The 21393-nt window shown below is 56.3% G+C and carries 11 protein-coding genes, 1 tRNA gene and 1 pseudogene; 5 read left to right on the top strand and 8 right to left on the bottom strand.

Going from position 1 to position 21393, the window contains the following annotated elements; translation table 11 throughout:
• Nucleotides 1-91: 91 nt before the first annotated feature.
• The 5 genes and pseudogenes from AC1EK1_RS07465 to AC1EK1_RS07445 form a co-directional block, all read right to left on the bottom strand.
• Nucleotides 92-501: pseudogene (locus tag AC1EK1_RS07465) on the bottom strand (tyrosine-type recombinase/integrase); the annotation flags it as partial.
• Nucleotides 502-1136: 635 nt separating this feature from the next.
• A tRNA-His gene (locus tag AC1EK1_RS07460) sits at nucleotides 1137-1209 on the bottom strand.
• Between the two features lie 166 nt (nucleotides 1210-1375).
• On the bottom strand, nucleotides 1376-3898 hold the full coding sequence (locus tag AC1EK1_RS07455; RefSeq protein ID WP_480306519.1) for a glycoside hydrolase family 2 TIM barrel-domain containing protein: 2523 nt from the start codon (nucleotides 3896-3898) through the stop codon (nucleotides 1376-1378).
• An 11-nt stretch (nucleotides 3899-3909) separates the two neighbouring features.
• On the bottom strand, nucleotides 3910-4959 hold the full coding sequence (gene hemE / locus AC1EK1_RS07450; RefSeq protein ID WP_480306517.1) for a uroporphyrinogen decarboxylase: 1050 nt from the start codon (nucleotides 4957-4959) through the stop codon (nucleotides 3910-3912).
• A gap of 36 nt (nucleotides 4960-4995) precedes the next feature.
• Nucleotides 4996-6669 (bottom strand): uridine kinase family protein, encoded by a 1674-nt coding sequence (locus AC1EK1_RS07445; RefSeq protein WP_480306515.1) that lies wholly within the window; start codon nucleotides 6667-6669, stop codon nucleotides 4996-4998.
• Between the two features lie 237 nt (nucleotides 6670-6906).
• On the opposite strand from AC1EK1_RS07445, the gene AC1EK1_RS07440 reads away from it, so the two are divergent.
• The 3 genes from AC1EK1_RS07440 (at nucleotide 6907) to AC1EK1_RS07430 (ending at nucleotide 11409) form a co-directional block, all read left to right on the top strand.
• Nucleotides 6907-9156, top strand: coding sequence for a RelA/SpoT family protein (locus AC1EK1_RS07440; RefSeq protein WP_480306513.1), 2250 nt, complete (start codon nucleotides 6907-6909; stop codon nucleotides 9154-9156).
• A 70-nt stretch (nucleotides 9157-9226) separates the two neighbouring features.
• The gene (rpe, locus tag AC1EK1_RS07435) at nucleotides 9227-9877 is read left to right on the top strand and encodes a ribulose-phosphate 3-epimerase (protein ID WP_480306511.1); all 651 of its coding nucleotides are present in this window, start codon (nucleotides 9227-9229) and stop codon (nucleotides 9875-9877) included.
• A gap of 5 nt (nucleotides 9878-9882) precedes the next feature.
• On the top strand, nucleotides 9883-11409 hold the full coding sequence (locus AC1EK1_RS07430) for a ComEC/Rec2 family competence protein (protein ID WP_480306510.1): 1527 nt from the start codon (nucleotides 9883-9885) through the stop codon (nucleotides 11407-11409).
• On the opposite strand, the gene AC1EK1_RS07425 is transcribed toward AC1EK1_RS07430, so the two are convergent.
• Genes AC1EK1_RS07425 through typA form a run of 3 tightly spaced genes read right to left on the bottom strand, consistent with a single transcriptional unit; the run spans nucleotide 11383 to nucleotide 15757 of the window.
• Complete coding sequence (locus tag AC1EK1_RS07425) at nucleotides 11383-12096, bottom strand: tRNA1(Val) (adenine(37)-N6)-methyltransferase (protein ID WP_480306508.1); 714 nt, start codon at nucleotides 12094-12096, stop codon at nucleotides 11383-11385. The genes AC1EK1_RS07430 and AC1EK1_RS07425 overlap by 27 nt on opposite strands.
• A complete protein-coding gene (locus AC1EK1_RS07420; protein ID WP_480306506.1) occupies nucleotides 12075-13910 on the bottom strand; it encodes a glycosyltransferase family 2 protein in 1836 nt (611 codons plus the stop codon). Before AC1EK1_RS07420 ends, AC1EK1_RS07425 begins: the two co-directional genes overlap by 22 nt.
• A 50-nt stretch (nucleotides 13911-13960) precedes the next feature.
• Nucleotides 13961-15757, bottom strand: a complete 1797-nt coding sequence (gene typA, locus AC1EK1_RS07415; protein WP_480306504.1) for a translational GTPase TypA — start codon at nucleotides 15755-15757, stop codon at nucleotides 13961-13963.
• Nucleotides 15758-16051: 294 nt separating this feature from the next.
• Between typA and AC1EK1_RS07410 the strand changes: the two genes are divergently transcribed.
• Nucleotides 16052-18694 carry a TonB-dependent receptor gene (locus tag AC1EK1_RS07410; RefSeq protein ID WP_480306502.1) on the top strand — a complete coding sequence of 881 codons (2643 nt, stop codon included), beginning with the start codon at nucleotides 16052-16054 and terminating at the stop codon, nucleotides 18692-18694.
• Nucleotides 18695-19255: 561 nt separating this feature from the next.
• Nucleotides 19256-21364, top strand: coding sequence for a DUF349 domain-containing protein (locus tag AC1EK1_RS07405; RefSeq protein WP_480306500.1), 2109 nt, complete (start codon nucleotides 19256-19258; stop codon nucleotides 21362-21364).
• Nucleotides 21365-21393: the final 29 nt, after the last annotated feature.

The following is a 21393-nucleotide window of genomic DNA, read 5'->3' as shown; positions in this document are numbered from 1 at the left end:
CATGAAAATTTTGGGGGAAGAAAAGGACGAATGTATCATATACTGCTGATTTGCAACACTTTTCATAGAGGAATAAGCTATTCTCCTTCACTCAAACTTTGCTTTCGCATTTTTTCTCTATCAACCTCTCCATATCTTTTGCGATCTTTTGGTCGGTGACTTGGGCATAGATTTGCGTGCTGGCAATGGAGGCATGCCCCTTCATCTTAGCGATGCTCTCAATTGGCACTCCTGCTTCCAATATCAGAGTTCCGAATGAATGGCAAGCTGCAGAAATGAAAGTGGTTGCCGAATGCCACAAGCCAAACCAATAGCCTTGAGGTGCGTCCCTATCTGTATTCGACTGAGCGATGTTTCAAAAATCAGGCTGTCTTCTTTCTTCTCTTTGGGAGGGAATAGTGAGAGTATCTGCTCTGCGATCGGATGCAGTGGCGTAATGCTTTCTACATCGGTTTTCTTTCTGTACTGACGAATATAGCGTATCCCAGCACTATTTTTCTCTCATATTCTCAACCACTTACCATCAATCTACATCAATCCACCTTTTTCTTGCATTTGTCCGTCTAAGCGATTGCTTCTATCCGTGAAAAGTTTTGCTTCTATCCGTGAAACAGATCGCTTCTATCCATGAAACTCAAGGGTTCTTGTAAGTGTCTGATTTTCAATGCTCCTAGAAGAGGCGTTTTTTGCCCGATTTGCAGTACTGTTTTCTCCGACCCCACCAGGGGTCGCAAAGCAGATCGGCACGATTGGCGACCCTTGTGGGTCGGGGGCTTTTGGCTCCGATGGCAATGGGATTGGGGCTAAAGGGGTATCAGAGACGTGATTTTCAACGGTCTCATATATATTGAGACTGTTGCACGAAGGCAATCTGCGGCGTTGCTTTCGGAATTCGGCCTAGGTCACGTACGTGAGTACACTCCCTTCGGCCGGGTAGGCCTTGGTGCCCTACGTGCACCTTGCCCTCATCCTCAGGCCTTGCATCTCATCCTTCGTGCAAAGTCTCAGCACATTTGCTTCAAATGTGCGAGAATGGCACTTCGTGCAACATTCTCGAAGAACCATCGATCACCCGAGGTGTGGGGCAAAAAAAAGCGGGCGTGCCACAGAGTGACACACCCACTACGAATACCCTGGGTGACCGAAGGGGCTCGAACCCTCGACCCTTGGAACCACAATCCAATGCTCTGCCAACTGAGCTACGGTCACCATCATAACCCCTTTTTGGGGGTTTGCTCTGCAAAGTTACCAATTTATTTGGTTCTGCCAAGGTTTTGGGGGGATAACTTCGTGCAACATTCTCGAGGAGCGTGTGTGGCAGCCTCTTTCTCCGCCACACACGCTCCGGATATTCACCCTCGGAGGGGGCTTTTTTTTACCAAGTTGGTATCTCGAGAGTTGCCGGCTTTAGTCCCGGTGCCGAAGCAGTCAGGGTGATCGTCCCGGGTGTGCCGGTGGGTGCGACTATCGCAGTCATTTGTCCGCTGAATGCGGGCATGGTCCGGCTCTGGAAGGGGACGATACATGAGGCGTCACCATTGGCACAGGCGACGTATCTGCCATTGCCTTGGACGCTGAATGTGATGTCGGGGGTGGCGGTGGCGCATAGGTTTCCGTCACGATCGATGACCTGTACACGCACGTAGACGAGGTGCTCGATGTCGTAGGCGGGTATGGTCTCGCTCGGCTCCTCGAGAGTGAGTCGGATGGTGTAGGGGTCGGATGAGGTGCGGATGACTTTTTCGGCTTGCATGGTGCCGTTTTGGTCATAGGCCACCACTCTCAGCTCGCCCGGCTCGTACTTGGTATCCATCCACATGAGTCGGTACCTTGGCTGTCGGGATAGGTCTTGGTCGGAGGTATTGTCCACGTTGAGGGATAGGTCTTTGGTCCTTCGGCCCTGGCTTTTGCCATTGATGAACAGCTCAGCCGTGGGGTAGGATGTGTAGACGAATACGGGGGTCACCTCGCCCACTCTGTTGGGCCAATCCCAGTGGGGTAGGATGTGTAGGGTGTTTGCCTCTTTGTTCCAGTGCGAGCGGTAGAGGTAAAAGCGGTCCTTGGGTATTCCGGCGAGATCGACAGCTCCAAAGAGTGAGGTGTGTGAGGGCCAATTGGTGTAGTATGGCGTGGGCTCACCTATGTAGTCGATGCCGGTCCAGATGAATTCGCCGATGTTGTAGTGAAAGTCCTCGTGCCTCATGTAGTCATCCTCGGGGAGGTTGCTCCAGGAGCAGTGCTCGACGTCGTAGCCACTGGCTTGGTGGTCGTCGTACAGGGCCATGGACCTGCGTTGGACCGGAAACTTGTAGACCCCTCTGGAGGAGAGAGTGGAGGTGGTCTCCGCTCCTAGAATGAGCTGCTGTGGTAGCTTGGCATAGGCTTCGGGGTAGTGCCATGGGCGGTAGTTGAATCCGGCGATGTCCATGATGGCGGCGAAGCTATTGGCAGTGACGGGTCGTGGGTTGTCCATTCCCTGCGTGACGGGCCTGGTGGGGTCCTCACGGTGTACGATATTTTGGAGGAAGTAGGCTACTTTGTTGCCCCCCTCGGCGGCTTGCTCGTAGACTTCGTTGCCAATGCACCACATGACGATGGATGGAGCGTTGCGGTAGTGGCGCACGAGGTTGACCAAGTCACGCTCTGCCCAGTCATCGAAGAGGTGGTTGTAGCCGTTTTTGACCTTGGGGATCTTCCACTCGTCGAAACTTTCGGCCATGAGGAGCATGCCCATCTCGTCGGCCAGCTGTACGAGCTCGGGTGCCGGCATGTTGTGTGCGGTGCGGATGGCGTTGGCTCCCATGTCCTGCATCTGCTTGATCTGTCGGCGTAGGGCTGCTTTGTTGACCGCCGCCCCGAGGGGTCCGAGGTCGTGGTGTAGGCAGACGCCCTTGAAGATCACGGGCTTGCCGTTGAGGAAAAAGCCTTGGTCGGGGCGTAGCTCTATGGTGCGCACTCCGAATGTGGTGCTGTAGGCGTCGATGAGTCGCCCGTCGTAGAAGAGTTCGCTGTGTGCGGTGTAGAGGTTGGGCTGCTTGATGTCCCAGAGGTGTGGTGTGGGGATCCTGAGGTTTTGCTCGAGGGTGTGGTCGAAGATCCGGTCACCGGATATCTCTTGGGTGGCTACGGGCGTGCCCTCATACAGTAGTGTGGTGCGCAGCGTGAGTGGCTGTGGGTCTATGGGTGTGTGCTTGATCCGGGTGCGCACCTTGACCTGTGCGTACTCCTCGGTGACGTATGGGGTGGTGATGTAGGTGCCCCAGTCGTCGATGCGGGTGCGTGAGGGTGACACCATGAGGTAGACGTTGCGGTAGAGGCCGGCACCGGGGTACCAGCGTGAGAAGTCGGTGGGGTTTTCGAGCCGGATGGCGATGACCTGCCGAGTGGTGGTGGGGTCGAGGTAGGGGGTGATGTCGATGTGGTAGGAGTTGTAGCCATAGGGCCATCCTCCGGCATCGTGCCCATTGATGTAGACTTGGGAGTGGCTCATGGCACCATCGATGTAGAGGGTGAGGTCTCCCAGGTCTTGGAGGGGTTGTCGGAGGTCAAAGGTGTAGCGGTACCAGCCTACCCCCACAAAGGGCAGCCCACCCGTGCGTCCGGCATGCTCAAGTGCCTCTTTTTGTCCATCCTGGGTGATGGCCACGGTTTGTCGGTCGTTTTGGGGCGAAAAGGGGCCGTAGATCGCCCAGTCGTGGGGGACGGTGACCCTCTGCCACCCGGTGTCGTCGTAGTCGGGGCGGACAAAGTCCGAGCTGTCCTCTCGGGTGAATCGCCACCCATCGGTGAGGCGTAGCACCTCACGGGGTGCCACTATATTTTCCAGGAAGGACTGTGCCCAGATCGATGGAGTGGCGAGCAGTGTCACCAGCAGGGCGGTAAAGATCTTTCTCTTCATGCTGTTGTATATTAGGTTAGTTGGTGATTGTGTACTTGGTCGACGAGCAGGCGTACCATCTCCGGATCAGTGGATTGGTCGATGCCATGCCCTAGATTGAATATATGCGGTGTGGTGGGTGGCACGCTCTCGAGGAGGTCAGCCGTGGTGCGTCGGAGCTGCTCGGGCGTGCCGAGTAGTGCGGCGGGATCCAGGTTGCCCTGCAGGACCACTCCATCGGGGAGGTGGTGTGCCACCTCACTGATGGGGTGTCGCCAGTCGATGCCGATGGCCGTGGCTCCGGCCTCGTGGAGTAGTCGGTACCAGTGGAGTGTGGCGTTGCGGGTAAAGACAATGATCGGTGTCTCCGCCGTGGAGGGTTGCTTGCGCAGTGCCGATAGGATACGACGGGTGTAGGCGAGGTCGTAGGTCTCGTAGTCCGGTGTGCTGAGCAACCCACCCCATGAGTCGAATATCTGGAGCACCGCCACCCCGGCCTCGACCTGCATGGTGAGGTAGTCGATGATCAGCGATGTGAGCAGCTCGAGCAAGGCGTGTAGGAGCCCCGGCTCGGAGTAGAGGAGGCGTCGTGTCCGGACAAAACCCTTGGCGGCTCCGCCATCCACCATGTAGCAGGCGAGCGTGAAAGGACTGCCGGAGAAGCCAATGATGGGGAAGGTGTCGTTGGCAACCAATCGGATGGTGTCGGCGACGTAGTGCAGTGCTTGGCGTATATCCACAGGGGTGAGTGCCAATCGGCCGTGGGCAAAGACCTCCGGTCGACGGAAGTGTGGTCCCTTCCCGGCCTCAAAGGTGAGCTGCATCCCGAGTGCATCGGGTATGGTGAGGATGTCCGAGAAGAGGATGGCGGCATCCATCCCAAAGCGTCGCACGGGCTGCAGAGTGGCCTCTGCGGCCAACTCGGGTGTCTGTGCGAGGGTCAAGAAGGAGCCGGCTTGCTCGCGCAACTTGCGGTACTCGGGTAGGTACCTCCCGGCTTGTCTCATGAGCCAGACGGGGGTGTGCGTCGGGCGTTTTTGGGCGAGGGTATCGAGTAGGCTGTTGTTTTGGTAGGTTTTCATAGGCTGTCCGAGGGGGGTAGGTGCTTGTGTCATCGCCTAGTAGCGAAAGAGGGATCCGCCCAAAAACTCTCGCAACAACGAGGTTCCCGGCATGGCATCCGGCTCGATAGGCTCAAATAGTCGCAAGACCCTGAGCATCCGCTCCGCTGTCCGAAAGGCAGGGCTCACCTCCGGCACCCGCAGGAGCGCCTGCTCGGCTTGGGGGCGCAGTGCCGCCAGCTCGTACATCATGGCGGTATTGAACACTCGGTCGGCATGCTCTTGGTAGGGAAAGATCCACTTTTCCTCACCCTGCCGTACGTGCTCCCACTGTAGGATCGTCTGCTCAGCGGATATCCCTCTGTACTTTAGGTCACGGACCATGCGACGCATCATCCGATTGTCACTTGTGCTGAGCCAATTGTGCCGGTCGATGGAGAGGGTGGTCAGTGCGGAGGCATAGAGCTTGTACACCTCCTTGTCTCCTATCCCGGGCAGGAGGTCGGGGTTGAGGCCGTGGATGCCCTCGAGGATCAAGATGTCGTTTTCGGCCAAGCGGAGTCGATTGGCGTGATCCATCACCCGCTTGCCGGTGGGGAAGTGGTACTTGGGCATCTGCACCTCCTCTCCTCGGATCAGGCTCCGTACGACCCGACCGAGGTACTCCAGATCCAGCGCATGGAGGCTCTCGTAGTCGGGGTGTCCGTTTTCGTCGAGTGGGGTGTCCGCTCGGTTGACATAAAAATCATCCAGAGAGAGGGCATGTGGCACCAAAAGATTGGTGATCAGCTGGGTCATGAGACGCTTGGCGGTGGTGGTTTTGCCACTGGAGGAGGGTCCGGCGATCATCACCACTCGGAGGCCGTTGTTTCGGTGACGCTCCGTGATCTCGGAGGCGATCTCGCTGATGGTCTTTTCTTGCATCGCCTCAGCGATGGTGATCAGGTGGGCCGACTTGCCCTCCCGTATCCGGGCATTGAGAGGTGCGACATCCTCCACGCCAAGGAGGTGGATGAGGCGGAGGTGTTTTTGGAACACCTCAAAGACCTTTGGCTGCTCGATCCTGGGGTAGAGCCGTGTGGTGTCGGAGCGGTCGGGCACTCGTAGCAAAAAGCCATCCATATACCGCTCCAGCCCAAACACGCCCAGCATGCCGGTGCGTGGCAGCACAGGGCCGAGGATGAGGTCTCGGTAACCATCCAGCTCGGTGACGGTGACGTAGCATCGGCCGCGGCTCCGGATCAGCTCGGCAGTGCGCTCTCGCCCCTTGTCGCCAAAGTACTTGAGGGCCTCCTGCATCGTAATCCGATGTCGTCGGATGCAGAGGTCCTCATCGATGAGCCGGGCCATGCGCTCACGCAGGGCGGTGATCCGCTGCTCGTCCGGCGACAGAAGGTCGGGCATCACCCCGTAGTAGCCCATGGATATGGCATGCTCCACCTGTATCGGTGGGTAGCCCAGCTCCTCCGCCGCCTTGCAGAGGAGGAGGACCAGCGTGCGTGCATAGGTGCGCGCTCCGCTATTGTCTCGGTAGTCCAAAAAGGCCACCGTGCTACTCCTATAGATCGGGCTGGAGAGTGAGGCCTCGTGGTTGTTGATCAGAGCAAGCATCGGGGTGGTGCCGTGCTTTTGCTCTAGCCGGGAGTGGATCTCGAGCGGGGTGACGCCCGGCTCACACTCCATATTGGTACCTAGGTCAGGCAGGTGGATGGTCAGGGTTGATTGGCTCATGGTATGGGTATGGGCTTGGTGTTATTGTATAGGTTGCCCAATCACAAACTTAATCAATTGCCGATCGATACCCAAAGTCCGAGCCGAAAAGAGGCTCATTTTTGGCCAAATCCCCAGGAAGAGGTGTGGGGGGGGGCGGGGTTTGCAGGCCGTTTTTGGGGAAAGTCCGACACGGGGATGGGTCTCAATGTTTTCATGTATATTTGTCTGTACGATCATTGCAAGGCTACTACACGTATGAGCAGAAGTGACACCCAACCGGACTATACCCTAGTCGTCCAAGCAGCATTTGACCAGCTCTTGGCGGACTACCTCAACTCCAACCACCGCAAGCGCACCGAGCCGATCATCAAGGCGTTTAACCTGGCGCGCAGTGCTCATGCGCATGCCAAGCGAAAGAGTGGCGAGCCGTACATCATGCACCCGATAGCGGTGGCAAGTATTGTCTGCAACGAGATAGGCCTGGGTAGCACCTCCATCGCTGCGGCACTCCTGCATGATGTAGTGGAGGATACGGACTATACGGTGGAGGATATCCGAGATATGTTTGGCGACTCGATAGCGCGTATCGTGGATGGCCTGACCAAGCTCTCGGGTGAGATCCTGGCCGAGGTGATGAGTGGCAAAGAAAATGCATCCAAACAACTGGAGAATATCCGTCACCTCCTCCTGACTGCCAACAACGATATCCGAATCATCCTCGTAAAAATAGCCGATCGCCTACACAACATGCGGACGCTCGACAGCATGCCGGAGACCAAGCAGGCCAAGATTGCGGCGGAGACACGCCTCTTTTACTCCCCACTGGCCGAGCGACTGGGTATGTACAATATCATGAGCGAGCTGCAGGATCTGTCGCTCAAGTACGACCACCCACAGGACTACTGGGAGATCAAGCGACTGATCAGTGAGAGTAGCAGTAGGCGCACCGACCTTTTTGAGCAATTTTACAGCGACATACGTGACGACTTGGCGGACACTGAGCTGGACTACGAGATCCAGCACCGCATGAAAAGCATCTACAGTATCTGGAATAAGATGCGTACCAAGTCGCTATCGTTTCGTGAGATCTATGATATTTTTGCGATCCGAATCATCTTTGAGCCGGCGACAGAGACGTCGGAGTACAGTGATTGCTTTAGGATCTACCAGATCATCTCCTCTCACTTCCGGGTGAAGGATGATCGGACGCGCGACTGGCTCACCCGCCCCAAGGAAAACGGCTACCGCGCCCTACATGTGACAGTGATGGGGCCGACAGGTGAATGGGTGGAGGTACAGATCCGATCGTGGAAGATGCACGAGATGGCCGAACGAGGGCTGGCGGCCCACTGGCGGTACAAGCAACGGTCGGGCGAGGTGGACAAGACGGAGGAGAAGATCCTGGGCAACGTCCGTGCACTCCTGAGCAATCCCGGACCGGATGCATCGGACGACTACGAGACGATGATGTACAAGTTTGCCAGCCAGGATATGATCATTTTCACCTACAATGGCGAGCAGGTACGCTGTCCCCAAAACTTCACCGTCCTCGACTTTGCGTACATGCAGTCGGAGGAGGAGGGCAACCACTGTATCGGAGCCAAGGTCAATCACACGATGGTGAATATCGACTACCACCTCCAAAGTGGTGACCAGGTGGAGATCCTCACGACCTCCAAGACCTATCCCAAGGAGGAGTGGCTCTACTACGTCACAAGCCCAACGGCCAAACGCTACATCCGCAAGTACTTGGAGAGCTCCCGTATCCGTCAGATCAAGGAGGGCAAACTGCAGCTGGAGCTCTATGCCGATGAGCAGGGGTATCAGTCGGACCTGGTATTGCCACCCGAGGGGTCTGTGTTTTCGTACCCGACCACGGATGATTTTTTCCTCGCTATATACAGTGGGGAGGTATTGCTGACCCCCGAACTCCTGAAAGAGCTCAAGCGCCACAAGGAAGACCGAGCCAAAAATGGAGAGACGGAGGAGCGTCAGCTCTGGGACTCCGACGAGACGGAAGCACCGGCACTGCCCAAGGAGAAGATGAAAGAGCAGTTTTTGCTCACCGCCAAGAATGGCAAGCGAAACTACATACGCGCCACCTGCTGTAGTCCGGTATTTGGGGAGGAGGTGCACGGGATACTCAATGACAAAAGGCAGGTGGTGGTGCACCAAAAGTCTTGCCCCGTGGCGATGCAACTACGGGCCACCCGAGGCGACGATATCGTGTCGGTGGCCTGGGGACCACACATCCACTCCAACTTTGGGGTGATGCTGGAGCTGGAGGGAGCCAACCTGGATGGCTTTGTGTACAGCGTGATCGACACTCTCCGGCAGATGAAGATACCGCTGATGGGAATCGAATTTACGAGCAACAAGGATCGAGCAATCGGGACCATACGGGTACGGGTGCCCAACAAGGAGGAGCTGAACAACCTTATCTGCCGGCTACGAGATGAGAATGACCTACTCCGCATACACCAGATCACACAGGCCATGGTGTGAGCAGACGGAGGGAATGGAGTATGCCGGCCTATTTTTGCCTGAATAGATGAACCAACCACTAGTACGTAGTATGAAAAAGAACGTGATCGTAGCACCATCCGTGCTGTCTGCCGACTTTTTGCACCTGGGACGGGATATCGAGATGCTCAACGGCAGTGCGGCGCAGTGGATCCACTTGGATGTGATGGATGGGCGTTTTGTGCCAAATATCTCTTTTGGCCTACCGATAGTGTCGGCGGTCCGGAGTATCACCGACAAGGTCTGCGATGTACACTTGATGATAGAGGAGCCGGAGAAGTATATCGAGGCTTTTGGACGAGCCGGTGCCGATGTGCTGACCCTCCACTACGAGGCCACCCGCCACTTGCATCGGGCGATGCAGATGGTCCGTGATGCCGGCATGAAAGCCGGAGTGGTACTCAATCCTGCCACGCCGGTGGAGCTTCTACAGGACGTGCTGCCATACCTGGACTTGGTATTGCTGATGTCGGTGAATCCGGGATTTGGAGGGCAAAAATTTATCCCCCGCATTCTCGACAAGACGGTGCGCCTACGTCGTATGATCGATGAAGGAGGCTACGAGGTGCTGATCGAAGTGGATGGGGGTGTGAATGCCACTACCGGGCGAGCTCTGCTGGAAGCCGGAGCGGATGTGCTGGTGGCAGGTAGCTATGTCTTTGGTGCCGATGATCCATTGGCGGCAATCCGTTCGCTGATGTAGTCGGGGTGGTACCACGAGTCCCCACCATACCGATTTCACGACCGCTGGATCGCCCGGCATTTGTGATCTTGGTGGCGTGTCTGCTGGGGCTTGGAATGCTCCACATGGCGTACCCCATCGCTATCTCGGCACCACTGGCATTGGTTGGGATGGGACTCTGTTTTTGGTCCAAGCGTTGGTCCGATGTGGGGGTGTTCATGCTGGTGTCTGTTGCTTTTTGGATCTATGCGGATGCCCGTACGACATGGCGTCGCGAGAGCCCGGTAGAGCAGCTCATACGGCAAGCGGTGGTGGATATTCACTATCCTGTGGAGACTCACTCCGGATCATCCATTCAGTACGATGCCGGACTCCGGGTGAAAGGGGGAGTGGAGCGTGTACTCCTCTCTACGGATGTCGTGGGTGCCGGCTACGGTGATCGGCTGGTCGCCGATGTCCGGCTCCGTCGTCTCTCCCCTGACAATAGCTACCGGCGATACCTACTGAGTGAGGGCTATGGTGCCCTGGGACGGATCGAGCGGATCTATCGTCTTGAGCAAGGAGGAGCGTCTTTTTCCCTCGTTGGCTGGGGACGTAGGGTGCGCGCCCGGCTGATCAGCGACTTTGAGCAAGTCTCTGCTTCGGTGCTACGCCCGGAGGTGCGAGGTGTGACCTATGCTCTGGCACTGGGGGATCGTAGCCAATTGCCCGTGGAGATCCGCGAGGGATTCAGGGATGCCGGTGTTGCCCATGTGCTGGCGGTGAGTGGGTACCACTTGGGGGTGATCTTTTTTCTCCTCTCATGGGTAGTCTCTCGTGCTTTGTGGCGGTGGCGCCATCGACAGCTACGCTATCTACTTCTCATGGGTGGAACACTGGGCTATACACTCCTAACGGGGTGTTCGACGGCCACAGTACGTGCCTTTGTGATGAGTAGCCTGGTGTTGCTTGCCAGTCTGTTTGGCAGGCGTACGGACAAAGTACAACTTCTGAGTCTGACCCTCCTCATTTTCCTTATCCACGAGCCCATGTCGTACCTGAGTGTGGGGCTGATGCTGAGCGTCAGTGCGGTATGGGGTATCCTCACATTTCTGCCCCTCTTCCGGCAATTGATCACACCATCGATACCTCTCCTCTCTGCCTTGCGAGATGCACTGTTTGTGTCCGTTTCGGCTCAGATCGGTGTGTTGCCGTTTCTTTTTCTCTTTTTTGGTCGCGCCAATCTAGGTGTTGTCTGGAGCAATATTCCACTAATGTACCTGAGTGCTTTGGCGATCCCGTATGGGTTGCTACTGGTGGTCGTGGTCGGTGTGGTGGGCAGTATACCATCGTTTTTACTGGTGATACAGGGGTGGCTGGTGGAGGCTATGATCCGTGTCACTCAGTACTTCAGCATAGGGGCACCATACCTCTCGTCGACGGGAGAGATGGACCTCGTGCAGGTGGTACTCTACTACAGTGTGGTGCTGGTGATCTACCGCCTGGTGGCGAGCCAAATAAATGCCCGCACCCCGGCGCGCCATATTTTAGATGAAAAGGTAGGGCTGCATTAGTCGCCGGTACTGCTCGGTATAGGTTCCGTCACGCTCGAGGATGGTCAGGGTATCGACGAAGCAGTCGGCAGGGATGCGACGGTGCCAAAAGTGCACGGCACGCTTGGGGGCTTTGCCGACCACGGTCTGTACGTACAGTACACCATGTAGTTGCAATCCATGCGGGCGTCCGTTTTGCTCAAAGTATGCAGTGGCATCGGTCGGCAGGATGAGGAGCAGGTAGCCATTGTGTGCCAGATCCTCTTCCACGCGTCCAAAAAGAGCGTTCGGAGTGAGCCGGCCGATGTGCTTGGCAAGCGCCATTCGGCTCCGGTCTGCCACTGCCACTGGTGGATAGTAGGGAGGGTTGCTGACAATGAGGTCGTACGGATGGTCGGAGTGGTACTCCAGGTAGTCGCAGTGGTGCACAGCGATCCGCTTGCCAAAAGGGACCTGGCGGACGTTGTGCTCAGCCTCTTGCACGGACTGTGGGTCGATCTCCAGTGCTGTGACCCCACACTCCAGCCTGCTTGCCAGCATGAGTGCGACAATGCCGGTACCGGTCCCGATATCCAGGATCCTTTTTGCACCATTTTGGTGAGCAAAAAGAGATGAGACAGCCCCTAGGATCAGCCCATCTGTGCCGACCTTGACCACCGAGTCCGTATGGCGGATCGCAAACTCCTTTAGCCGAAAAATCTCCGCCATATCTCCTTGAGTTTTAGCAGACCCTTGGCGACCTTGTTATTCGTACGGATGTAGTAGCACTTGAGTATCCGGTAGGCTTGGGGGTCCTCCACCGGTTTCTCCTCCGGTGGGGTCGCATATATTGGATAGGGGCTCACTGGGGTGTGGTAGCGATCATCGTTGGCGGAGTGGATGCCGGTGCCGTCAAAGCCTCTGTTGTTGACCATAGGTGGATAGGCATTGACACTCAGTTTGTCGTGGATCAATAGCGAGGCATGCCAGCGGATAGCCCACGAGTTGTTTTGCCCGAGTGTCTGTCGGCGTAGCATGCGACTAAATTTTTGGAAGCCTCCGTAGTCAAAATGTCCCTTGTAGTCAGCCTGAGGCAGTGCGTCCAACTGCCGGAGGAGCTTGAGCCCATCCTCCTCCCAGAGTGTCTGCCAGCGGTCACGCCAAGTAGCCCATCCCCAGCTACCGGCAAAGCGAAGTAGGTGATTGGTGCGCAGACCTTGGTGAGCGTAGAAGGTGCCACCATGTATGTGCGCTATCTCGGGGTAGGGAGCATAGGTGTCCAGGCAGTCGTTTGCCCATCGTAGGAAGTAGGGCGACAGCTCGAGGTCATCCTCCAGCACAATGACCCTGTCGTGTCGCTCCAGTACACGCCCCACCCCCTCGGTCACGTTGCGTGCCAGCCCTCTATTGCTTGGCTGTAGCCAGATCGTCACCAGCGGCGATCTGTGGGATTCGGCTTGGATGAGCGCTCGGACCTCCTCCGTGCCCTCCCCTCCGTCCGACAGGATATAGAGTGGTGTGGAGGGGGCCTCCGGCTGTCTCCAAAAGTCCGCCAACACCTTGCGTGTATGCTCCGGGCGGTTGTAGACGAGGAGCAACACCGGAGCGTAGCTCCCCTTTTGGTAGGTCCGTCTGAGTGCCTTTGGGTCGATTGGAGGGCGCGAGAGCCATAGGTTGATGGTTGGGCGGAGTTGCAGGAGTGCTTTGGCTTTTTTCAGGAAAAAAGTGTTGCGTTGGCGAACAGCCTTTGCCAGCAACCCACCTATTCCGTAGAGGTAGCGTCCGAGTGTTCCGTGAGCGGGGTTGGCAAACTCGGCCAAGTGGTACACGTAGTCGAGGTGGCGTTGCTTCTCGGGAGATCGGGTGCCGTTGGCCCGATAGTGTGTTCCACCCAAATCAGGGAAGTAGCCAATCTTCAGCCCCAGTGCTCGCACACGGTTGCAGTAGTCCAGATCCTCCCCATACTGAAAGAAAAAGGGGGCAAAGAGTCCGACACGCTGCAGTGCCGGCATAGGGATGTACCACAAGGCTGCGTTGACGAATGCGACGGGGCAAAAGGCGCGCCCGTTTGCTTTGGGGCAATAGTGCCCAAATCCACTCTCCACCACCGTCTGATGCACGTCGGCATAGTGTACAGGTGTGGCGATACCTATGGTCGGATCTTGATCACAGCGATCGGCCAAAGTGCGAATGACCGAGGCAGTACAGACGGCATCTTGGTTGATCAGCATCACCCCTCTGTAGCCTTTGGCAACAGCATACTCCAGCCCGATGTTGTTGCCCATGCCGAACCCCAAGTTGGCAGGTCGCTCCAGCAGTGACACAAATGGGTAGGCCTCACGTACGAGAGCCGGAGTCCCATCCGAGGAGGCGTTGTCCACAACCAGCAGCTCCACCCCCTCTCGATCCTCTACAAATGGTGCCAAGCACTTTGCTATCCACTCTCCGGCATTGTAGGTGACGATCAGAGCCAGTATGGTTGTCCTATTTTCCTTAGGTCGGGTGCCGGCAGGGCTGGTCTGTGATCCTAGTCGCTGGGCCATGGAGGTTGTTGGCTCTCCGCCGAGTCGTGTTTCTCTCTCCCTCGGAAAATTTAGCGAGCGGCGCGCTTACGATCGTTTTCGGAGAGGAGTATTTTGCGCATACGCATCTGGTGAGGTGTCACCTCCACGTACTCATCCTCCTTGATGTACTCCAGTGCATCCTCCAGCGAAAAGCGTACCGGTGGGGCCAGTATCACCTTGTCGTCCGATCCACTGGCCCGCATGTTGGTCAGTTTCTTGGCCTTGCAGACATTTACCGCCAGGTCATTATCCTTGGTATGCTCGCCCACAATCTCGCCCTCATAGACCTCCTCACCGGGTTCGATGAAGAAGCGTCCTCTACTCTGGAGGTTATTCAGGGCATAGGCATAGGCCTGTCCGCCCTCTAGGGCTATGATCGACCCATTGGTCCGTGAGGGTATCTCCCCTTTCCAAGGCTCAAAGTCCAAGAAGCGGTGCGAGACTATGGCCTCTCCACTGCTGGCCGTGAGTGCTTGGTTGTTGAGGCCGATGATCCCTCTGGAGGGGATCTTGAATTGCAGGATCACCCGGTCGTTCTTGGTGTCCATCATGGTCATCTCCCCCTTGCGCTTGGTGACGATATCTATGATCTTGCTGGAGCTCTCCTCGGGTACACTTACGGTCAGCTCCTCTATTGGCTCATGCTTCACCCCATTGATCTCCTTGATGATGACCTGTGGTTGTCCCACTTGGAGCTCATACCCCTCACGTCTCATGGACTCGATGAGGATCGAGAGGTGTAGCACACCGCGACCATAGACCAGCCACGAGTCCGCTGATTCTGTATCCTTTACCCTCAGTGCCAAGTTTTTGTCCAGCTCACGCATTAGGCGATCGTGGAGGTGACGAGAGGTGACAAACTTGCCATCTTTGCCAAAAAAGGGAGAGTTGTTGATCGTGAAGAGCATACTCATCGTAGGCTCATCCACGGCAATCGTCGGCAGTGCCTCGGGGCAAGAGCTGTCGGCTATTGTCTCACCGATCTCAAAGTTCTCCAGCCCCACCACGGCGCATATATCGCCACAGTGCACCTCACTCACCTTGCTGCGACCCAGCCCTTCAAAGATATCTAGCTCCTTGATCTTGCAGTTGTGAAAAGAGCCATCTCTGCTGATGAGTGTGATGTTTTGCCCCTCCTTGAGGGTACCTCTGTGCACACGGCCCACAGCGATACGGCCCACATAGGTCGAGTAGTCGAGGGAGGTGATCAGCATCTGTGCCGGCCCCTCCAGCATAGGAGGCTCCGGGATATACTTGATGATCGCATCCAGCAGATCGGTGATATCCTCCTTGGGTTGGCGCCAGTCGGTCGACATCCAGCCTTGCTTGGCCGAGCCATAGATGGTCGGGAAGTCCAGCTGATCCTCAGTGGCGTCGAGATTAAACATCAGGTCAAATACCTGCTCCTGCACCTCATCGGGGCGACAATTCTCCTTATCCACCTTATTCACCACGACGATAGGCTTCAGCCCCATCTCTATCGCTTTGCCGAGGACAAAACGGGTCTGAGGCATCGGACCCTCAAAGGCATCCACCAGCAGCAGACAGCCGTCCGCCATATTGAGCACACGCTCCACCTCACCCCCAAAGTCGGCGTGCCCCGGTGTGTCGATGATGTTGATCTTGTAGTCATTGTACCGGATCGAGACATTCTTGGAGAGGATCGTTATCCCTCGCTCTCGCTCCAGGTCATTGTTGTCCAGTACCTGCTCGAGTTGTTCGCTGGGGTCTCTGAAGAGCTTGCCAGCTTGTAGCATACGGTCCACCAAGGAGGTCTTGCCGTGGTCGACGTGTGCAATGATCGCGATATTACGTATTTTCTGCATTGAGGGATTCATCTATTATTGGTCCAAGAGTTGGTCCGATCGGCCAACTTCGGCACAAAGGTACCAAAAAGGAAAGCAACGAAGCAGACCACCCTCACACAACTCGCACCCATAGGCCTCCACCGCAGAATGGCACCCTGCCAACATATTGGTACTCAACCTTTCCAATCGTACCTATATATGGGTAAAATCGGTAATTTTTGGGGCTTTTTTGGGAATTAGACGTACCTTTGGCCACGAAATACAGATACATCATGTACACAACACAACCAACACTGACTTTCACAAAAATACATGCAATCCATTTTATCTAAAAAGGTTCTTGCTTTTTCCAAAATAGCCACCCTGCTCATCGCACTATTTGCCTTCCTGCTCTCAGGACAGGCAATAGCCGGATCGCCACTTGCCACCGTTCAGGTCAAGGATGGAGACTTGGTCGGACACGTGGTGGACAAAAACACCAATGAGTACCTATCCGGTATCACGATCTACCTCAAGGGGACACCACACGGTGCCACCACCGATGCCTCCGGACACTACTTCCTCCGCAACCTCCGGGCCGGCAAGTACACCATCGTGATGCAGGGTGTCGGCTACAAGACCCAAGAAAAGACAGTCACGCTACGGGCGGGTGTCTCCTTGGAGGTCAACTTTGAGGCCGAGGAGGATGTCCTGAGCCTGGAGGAGGTCGTCGTCTCCTCCAATAGGCAGCGCACCCTGCGCAAGCTGGCCCCCACACTGGTCAGCGTCCTCGACGACCATGTCTTCAAGATCACCAACGCTGTCAGCCTCTCCCAAGGACTGACCTTCCAGCCCGGACTTCGTGTCGAAAACAACTGCCAAAACTGTGGCTTCTCCCAAGTCCGTATCAATGGCCTCGACGGTCGCTACTCCCAGATCCTCATTGACTCCCGTCCATCATTTAGCGCACTGGCCGGAATCTACGGACTTGAGCAAATCCCTGCCAACATGATCGACCGCGTGGAGGTCGTGCGTGGCGGAGGATCAGCCCTCTACGGCTCCAACGCCATAGCCGGAGTCGTCAACATCATCACCAAGGAGCCGGAGTACAATAGCTTTCACTTCCGCGAAAACCTCACCATGCTCGGTGGACGGGTACCCGACAATGCGGTCAGCTTTTGTGGCACCGTGGTGGGCGCAGATGGCCGGATCGGTGGCATGATCTTTGGACAAAATAGGATACGCCGGCCGTGGGATGCCAATGGCGACGGATTTAGCGAACTTGGGCTAAACAAAAACAACTCACTCGGAGGGCGACTCTTTTTCCGCCCCACAGGGCAAGACCGGCTCAGCGTCGAGACCCACTTCATCCAAGAGTATAGGCGAGGCGGAGACCACTTCGACCTCCCCGACCAATACGCCTCCGTCTCCGAGCGACTCGAGCACAACGTGTACAGTGGCAACGCCAACTACTCTCACAGATCCGAGGACGGCACCGGACTGCTCCAGATCTACGGCTCCGGACAGGTCGTCGTGAGAGACAGCTACTATGGAGGTGTGGGAGACAAAAACCTAGGCAGCCTGGGGCACCTCCCCTCTGTGGCTGAGGAGGGCAACTATGTACCCGGGATCAACTTTGGCAAGACCACAGGGCAGACCTACGTCGCCGGGCTTCAGTGGAACAAAGACCTTGGCCACCTACTCTTCATGCCCGCCAAGCTACTACTCGGCACCGAATACTCCTACGACGGCCTGCACGACATCATGCCCGTCCGGCAGTGGATACCCGATGACACCGGCAAGGCAACCCTCTACCCGCCCACGATACAGCACCTGCATGTCGTATCGCAGATAGCACAGTTCGAGTGGACCGACGACCGCTGGACCATCCTCTTGGGAGGGCGTCTCGACGAGCACTCCATGGTCCGCAACAGCAAGGGCCGGCTCAAGCCCGTGTTTAGCCCACGAGCCACTCTGAGGTTCAACCCCCTCAGCAACATCAGCCTGCGCCTAGCCTACGCCAAGGGCTTCCGCGCTCCACAGCTATTCGACGAAGACCTACACGTCAATATCGTCGGTGGGGAGTCGCAACGCATACACAACCGCCCCAACCTCAAGCCCGAAAACAGCCACAGCCTATCGGCCAGTGCAGACATGTACTTCACCCTCGGACAGGTACAGACCAACCTCCTCGTAGAGGGATTTTACACCCGGCTCAACGATGCCTTCACCACCAACGAAGTCGGGTCCAAGGATGGCTACATCATCTACGAGCGCATCAATGGCTCCGGAGCAAAAGTGGCCGGGCTCAACATCGAAGCCAAAGCCGCCGTCAGCCACCTGATGATCCAAGGCGGACTCACCCTACAGACCGCCATGTGGGATCAACCACAGGAGTGGGGCAAGCGAGCACGACTGGCCGACGAAGCCACCGGGGCAGAACCCCGTGAGATCAACACCCTGAAAGACAATGGACCCGAAAAGCTCACCGGATTTGCCAAAGATGCCAACGGTGCCTACGAGGAGGTCCCGATGTCGACCCGCCACTACCTACGCACACCCGACCTATACGGCTACCTCACCCTACAGTACACCCCCACACACCAACTCACACTCAGCACGACGCTCAACTACACAGGCTCCATGTACGCACCACACATGATCGAGTGCGGAAGGATGGCCGCACTGGTCGACAGAGACCTCGTCAAGAGAGGCAAGCGCCAAGCCACCGGCACCGATGCCGCACCGAGGTGGGACCGGCTCGAGCGCACCCCATCATTCGTAGAGCTGGGCGCAAAGGTGTCCTACGACTTCAGGGTCTTCAACTCCTCCACCATTCAGGTCTATGTGGGAGCCAACAACCTCCTCAACTCGATCCAAAAAGACTTTGACCTCAATGGCGCACGCGACAGTGCATACGTATTCGGACCCTCACAACCCCGAAGCTACTACGTCGGGCTCGCAATGGATATATGATCGCACACAGCAGGGCCATGTGCGACCAATGATGCCACACGGTAGCCACATGATTGTGACCAAGTGATAAGAATTCTATTTTTTGTTTGTTTTTAGTTTTTAGTGAGGATGCCCCCCGCAGACGTGAAGTCTACGGGGGGCATTGTTTTTTGGAGGGAGAGAGGGGCTTTTTGCCCAAAATCATTCCGACACCTTTGTGGCAAAATCCTCCCTGCCGAGACATTCCCCCAAAAGGCAAAAAACAGGTGATTTTTGGGGTCAAAAAAGACTTTTGGGGGGACGCTGATAATCAAGCACTTGCAATAAGCCTCGAGTTTCACGGATAGAAGCGATCGATTTCACGGATAAAAGCAAAAGTTTTCACGGATAGAAGCGATCGATTAGACGGATAGAAGAAATATTGACCACCGATAGAAGCCCACCTCCAAAGCTCCCCAAAAAAGGAGCCAAAGTCGCCCGATGAAGAGTTTTGGAAAATTCCGGAAAGTTGGTTATCTTTCAGGGTGGAATAGACATTTTACAACACACCAATCATACAACTGAGCTATGGATCAAAATCCTGTGAACTTGACGCCCGACGAGCTGAAGGAGCAAAACCTCGGCAACCAAGCGGAAACGCAAGTGGAAGAGAAGAGTGCAGAGCCAACCCCTGCCGCAACAGTAGAAAACGAAGACAACACCCCTGCAACCCCTCCCGTGGAGACCTCCGAAGCCCCCGAGAGTCATGAGGCAGAGGTCGATACTCGGTCAATGTCCGCCGAAGAGCTACTCCGGCACCTTGGCGCACAGATCGATGCCCTGCAACTCCCCAAAGGGGCGGACCTGCGTCGCCTGCAAAACCTAGTGGAGAAAAAGGTACGTGAGGCCACACAAAACCTGGCCGAGGCAGCCGAGACGGCGCTGACTCCGGAGACAGAAGCACTGCAGGTGGCTCTGATCAACCTCAAGACCCGCTACCAGGAGCTGCGAGCCAAGCAAAAAGAGGAGGAGAAAAACGAAGCAGAAGCCAATCTGGCACAAAAAGAGGCACTCCTCAACGACCTCGAAGCACTCCTCACCTCACCGGCCGACTACTTCACTATCCGAAACGAGCGCGCCAACCTCATCAATAGGTGGCGTGAGATTGGTGCTGTACCCGAAAACAGGCGCACCGCGCTACTCAATAGGTTTGCAAAGGTCAACGAAGCCTTTTACGAGCAAAACAAATTCGGCGACGAGGATGTACTGGCAGACTACCGCGAAAACAGAGAAACCAAAGAGTCCCTGATCGCCCAAGCCAAAGAGCTGGCCAATGACAAAAACATCCGCCGAGCCACCCGTAAACTACGGGAGCTCCAAGACCTCTGGAAAGAGACCGGCCCTGTGGCACCGGAGTTTAAGGATGCAATGTGGAAGGAATTCAAGGACGCCGCCTCGGTAGTCAACAAGAAGCAAGAAGAGTACAACGAGGAGGTCCGCAAGCAACAGCAGGAGGCTCTCGAAAAGAAAAAGAGCATCGCCGATGACTTGGAGACCCTTTTGGCCAAGATCCCATCGATCCCACGCGAGTGGCAAAAGCTAGAGCGAAACATCAACCGGATCAAGGAGCAATGGCGCAATGCCGGTCGCGTAGCACGAGAGGACCGCTGGGAGGTGGACTCACGCTACCGTGTGGCCATGGACGAGTACTACCACCAACGTCGCAGCTACAGCAAGACGATCGCTGAGGAGAGTGTCTCGAGAGTGGAGCGCATGAAAGAAATCCTCGAGGAGGCCATCGGACACAAGAGCAGCGAGACGTGGCATGAGGTGTCACAGTGGTTCAAGGAGATCCAGCAGGAGTGGGAGTCACTGCGCAACGAGGGAATCCCCTTCGCCGTCGATCGGCGACTGAATCGCTCCTTCAGGCGAGCCGCTGACCAATTTTTTGGACGGATGCGTGACCACTATGCCACACTCCGTGCCGGCCGTGAGGAAAACTTTGACAAAAAGATGGAGCTGGTGGAGCGACTCCGCTCCGTATGGGAGTCCAAGCCGGCAGACCTCGATGAGCAGATAGCCACCATCGAGAGTGAGTGGCAGAGCATCGGCCCGGTACCCGACAAGAAAAAAGACGACGTACTCGGCCCATACTACAGCATCCTACGCGCCTACCGTGGCGGTGGCGATGCACGACGCAAGCCCGCTGACGGCAAACAACGCCAACGCAAAGAGGGTGGCGCACGCCGCAACGAAGGCCGACAACACAGAGAGGAACGAGGTGCCGGCAGACGCCAAGGCAGCGTGGCCTGGTCGACGGACCGCCAGACTGCCAGTGGAGCTCCGGTGGACTTTTCCAAGAGTCTCGAGAGCATGACCACAGAGCAGCTGCAAAAAGAGCGCAACGACCTCAAGTGGAACATCAAGCAACTCGAGTCGCAACGCCTACAGTACGAGAACAACCTGGGATTCTTCCAGTCCAGCGCCCACAATGACCCCATGGTACAGCATATCCAAAAGAAGATCGATGCGATCCAAAAGGATATCGACCGCCACGAACAAAGACTGGAGGGGCTGAAGGAGGCAATCAAGACCAGCTCCGACGAAGTATCCGACGAAACAGCGACGACCGACGAGACCGTAGCCGAATCACCGGCACCGGAGACAACGCTCGACAACACCACAGAAGAGCCAAACGTAGAAAACAAGTAAGCAACCAACGGCACATGAGCCTACGACTG

Source organism: Porphyromonas sp. C0026D3, assembly GCF_056590775.1.
Note: the sequence above shows the minus strand (reverse complement) of the source record. Positions and strands in the feature narration are given on the sequence as shown.

Bases quoted from the DNA above. Each gene is read 5' to 3' on its own strand.
- AC1EK1_RS07420 (WP_480306506.1), bottom strand. From the start codon at position 13,910: ATGGCCCAGCGACTAGGATCACAGACCAGCCCTGCCGGCACCCGACCT.
- typA (WP_480306504.1), bottom strand. From the start codon at position 15,757: ATGCAGAAAATACGTAATATCGCGATCATTGCACACGTCGACCACGGC.
- rpe (WP_480306511.1), top strand. From the start codon at position 9,227: ATGAAAAAGAACGTGATCGTAGCACCATCCGTGCTGTCTGCCGACTTT.
- hemE (WP_480306517.1), bottom strand. From the start codon at position 4,959: ATGAAAACCTACCAAAACAACAGCCTACTCGATACCCTCGCCCAAAAA.
- AC1EK1_RS07445 (WP_480306515.1), bottom strand. From the start codon at position 6,669: ATGAGCCAATCAACCCTGACCATCCACCTGCCTGACCTAGGTACCAAT.
- AC1EK1_RS07440 (WP_480306513.1), top strand. From the start codon at position 6,907: ATGAGCAGAAGTGACACCCAACCGGACTATACCCTAGTCGTCCAAGCA.
- AC1EK1_RS07425 (WP_480306508.1), bottom strand. From the start codon at position 12,096: ATGGCGGAGATTTTTCGGCTAAAGGAGTTTGCGATCCGCCATACGGAC.
- AC1EK1_RS07455 (WP_480306519.1), bottom strand. From the start codon at position 3,898: ATGAAGAGAAAGATCTTTACCGCCCTGCTGGTGACACTGCTCGCCACT.
- AC1EK1_RS07410 (WP_480306502.1), top strand. From the start codon at position 16,052: ATGCAATCCATTTTATCTAAAAAGGTTCTTGCTTTTTCCAAAATAGCC.